This is a genomic window from Cellulomonas hominis, from assembly GCF_005239125.1.
GTDB classification, from domain to species: domain Bacteria; phylum Actinomycetota; class Actinomycetes; order Actinomycetales; family Cellulomonadaceae; genus Cellulomonas; species Cellulomonas hominis_A.
On sequence record NZ_SZYE01000284.1, the window covers coordinates 1 to 3,328 of the forward strand.

At 79.1% G+C, this 3,328-nt stretch carries 3 protein-coding genes and 1 riboswitch; all 3 genes read left to right on the plus strand.

Translation table 11 applies throughout. The features are described 5' to 3' along the window. Positions 1–1,531: transcription antitermination factor NusB (locus tag FA014_RS18865; protein ID WP_230323422.1), on the plus strand; the 1,531-nt coding region annotated here is incomplete at its 5' end. Between the two features lie 88 nt (positions 1,532–1,619). Beyond that, positions 1,620–2,288 carry a ribulose-phosphate 3-epimerase gene (gene rpe / locus FA014_RS18870; RefSeq protein ID WP_154731149.1) on the plus strand — a complete coding sequence of 223 codons (669 nt, stop codon included), beginning with the start codon at positions 1,620–1,622 and terminating at the stop codon, positions 2,286–2,288. An 85-nt stretch (positions 2,289–2,373) separates the two neighbouring features. Then, positions 2,374–2,507, plus strand: a riboswitch (FMN riboswitch). Between the two features lie 140 nt (positions 2,508–2,647). Then, on the plus strand, positions 2,648–3,328 hold a 681-nt coding region (ribD, locus tag FA014_RS18875; RefSeq protein WP_154731151.1), incomplete at its 3' end, for a bifunctional diaminohydroxyphosphoribosylaminopyrimidine deaminase/5-amino-6-(5-phosphoribosylamino)uracil reductase RibD.

Sequence of the window (3,328 nt, forward strand, 5' to 3'; positions counted from 1 at the left end):
CCGCGGGCAGGGCGGCGGCGCGGACGCCGAGCGCCGGAACGCCGCCGGGCGCCAGCGGCCCGCGTCCCGCCAGGGCGGGGGACCGCGCGAGCGCACCAGCGCGGCGCCCTCCGCCCGTCGCCGGTCGTCCGACCCCGCGCGCACCGCGGCGTTCGACGTGCTCCGCACCGTCGCGGAGTCCGACGCCTACGCCAACCTCGTCCTGCCCCCGCTGCTGCGCGAGCGCGGCATCCGCGGGCGGGACGCGGGCTTCGCGACCGAGCTCGCCTACGGCACGCTGCGCCTGCGCGGCCGGTACGACGCGGTGCTCGCGCAGTGCACCGGGCGGACGCTCGACCAGGTGGACCCCCCGGTGCTCGACGCCCTGCGCCTCGGCGCGCACCAGCTGCTCGGCATGCGCGTGCCGCCGCACGCGGCCGTGTCGGAGACCGTCGGGCTCGTCCGCGAGCAGATCGGCGCCGGGCCCGCGCAGTTCGTCAACGCCGTCCTGCGGGCGGTGTCCCGGGAGCCGCTGGACGTGTGGCTGGAGCGGATCGGGGACGCCGCGGACCCGGCCGGCTCCGACGCCGTCGCGCGGCTGTCGGCCGTCGACAGCCACCCGGCGTGGGTCACCCGCGCGCTCCGCGAGGCGCTGGTCGGCCACGGCCGCGCCGCCGACGAGCTCGGGTCGCTGCTCGCGGCGGACAACGAGGCGCCGCGGGTGTCGCTGGTCGCGCGGCCGGGGCTGCTCGACCGGGACGACCTGCTCACCGCCGCCGGTCCCGACGCCGCGCCCGGCCGGTGGTCGCCGACCGCGGTGACCCTCGCGGGTGGCGGCGACCCGGCCGGGCTGTCCGCCGTGCGGGCCGGCCGGGCCGGCGTCCAGGACGAGGGCAGCCAGCTCGTCGCCCTCGCCCTGGCGGACGCGCCGCTCGACGGCCCGGACGACCGGTGGCTCGACCTGTGCGCCGGCCCCGGCGGCAAGGCCGCCCTGCTGGCCGCGCTCGCCGCGGAGCGCGGCGCGCGGCTCGTGGCGAACGAGGTGCAGCCGCACCGCGCCCGGCTCGTGCGGCAGGCGGTCGCCGCCGTGCCGGACGGCGCGGTGGAGGACGTGCGGGTCGGGGACGGCCGTGAGGTCGGCGACGCCGAGCCCGGCGCCTACGACCGCGTGCTGCTCGACGCGCCGTGCACGGGCCTGGGCGCCCTCCGCCGCCGCCCGGAGTCCCGCTGGCGGCGCACGCCGTCCGACCTGGCCCAGCTCACCGCGCTGCAGCGCGACCTGCTGGGGTCCGCGCTGCGCGCCGTGCGGGTCGGCGGTGTCGTCGCCTACGTGACCTGCTCGCCGGTGCTGGCGGAGACGCAGCTGGCGGTCGTCGACGCGACCCGGGCCGCGCGGAAGGCCGGGCTGGACGTCGAGGTGCTCGACGCGCCGGCCGTGCTGCACGGCATCGCCCCGGGGCTCGACCTGCCCGCGCGTCCGGACGCCCAGCTCTGGCCGCACGCGCACGGGACCGACGCGATGCACCTGACGCTCCTGCGCCGCACGGCCTGAGGGTCGCGCGCCCGGGCCCCGCGAGCGCCGCGCCCGCGGGGCCGCGGCGCGCCCGGCGGCCGCCCGCGAGCGCCGATACCCTGGGTCCGTGCACGCGCAGATCAGCCCCAGCATCCTGTCCGCCGACTTCGCCAACCTCGAGCGCGACCTGCACCGGATCAGCCGGGCGGACTGGGCGCACGTGGACGTCATGGACAACCACTTCGTGCCCAACCTGACGCTCGGCCTGCCCGTCGTGCGGCGGATCATCGAGGTGTCGCCGGTCCCGGTCGACGTGCACCTCATGATCGAGGCCGCGGACCGCTGGGCCGTCGACTACGCGCACGCCGGCGCCGCCTCGGTCACCTTCCACGCCGAGGCCGCCCAGGCCGCCGTGCGGCTCGCGCGGGAGATCCGCGCGGCCGGCGCCCGCGCCAGCATCGCGCTGCGCCCCGCCTCGCCGGTCGAGCCGCTGCTCGACCTGCTCCCGGAGTTCGACATGGTGCTCGTCATGACGGTCGAGCCGGGCTTCGGCGGCCAGGCGTTCATCGAGGGCACCCTGCCGAAGATCCGCCGGCTGCGCGCCGCGATCGACGAGCAGGGCGCCGGCACCTGGATCCAGGTCGACGGCGGGGTCTCGCGGAGCACGGTCGAGACCGTGGCCGCCGCGGGCGCGAACGTGTTCGTCGCCGGGTCCGCCGTGTACGGCGCCGACGACCCGAACGCGGAGATCGACGCCCTGCGCGGGCTCGCGGACGAGGCGCTCGCCCGGCGCTGACCGCCCGGGGTCACGGCCGTCCACGTCGCGCCGGCGCGTCCGGGCGGGAATGCCACGTGTGGCATCATCGTTCGGAAGAACACACACACGTGCTCCGGGGTCGGTGAAAGTCCGAGCCGGCGGTGACAGTCCGCGACCCGCAGACGCCTCACGGCGCGAGCGGTTGACCTGGTGGAACTCCAGGACCGACGGTGAAAGTCCGGATGGGAGGAGTCGTGGCGGCGTGCTCGGCGTGAGCCGGGTGCGCCGTGGACGTCGTGCACCCGCGCGCCGCCCGCACCCCGGAGACCTGTCGGTCGAGGGGAGCGGGAGTGGCAGCGGGGACGGTGGTCGAGCCGACCGGGGTCGAGCGGGACGCGATGACGCGCGCCCTCGACCTCGCGCGCCGCGGACCGGCGCACGGGCCCAACCCCCGCGTCGGCTGCGTGCTGCTGGCGCCCCCCGGTCCCGTCCCGGGTGCCCGCGTCCTCGGCGAGGGCTGGCACCGCGGTGCGGGCACCCCGCACGCCGAGGTCGCCGCGCTCGCCGACGCCCGGGCGCGCGGCGCGGACGTCCGCGGGGCGACCGCCGTCGTCACCCTCGAGCCCTGCGACCACACCGGCCGGACCGGCCCGTGCTCCGTCGCGCTGCTGGAGGCCGGCGTCGCGCGCGTCGTCGTCGCCGTCCCGGACCCGAACCCCGCCGCGGCCGGGGGCGCCGGCCGGCTGCGCGCCGCGGGAGTCGAGGTGGTCCTGGGCGTCGAGGAGGCCGCCGGCCGCGAGCTGCTCGGGCCGTGGCTGCACGCGGTGTCGCAGGGCCGGCCGCACGTCACGCTGAAGCTCGCCGCGACGCTCGACGGCCGGGTGGCCGCGGCCGACGGCTCGAGCCGGTGGATCACCTCCCCGGAGTCCCGGGCGCACGCCCACGCCCTGCGCGCCGAGGTCGACGCGCTCGTGGTCGGCACCGGCACCGCGCTGGCGGACGACCCCGCGCTCACCGCGCGCGCCGCGGACGGCGCGCTCGCCGCGCACCAGCCGCTGCGGGTCGTCGTCGGCACCCGC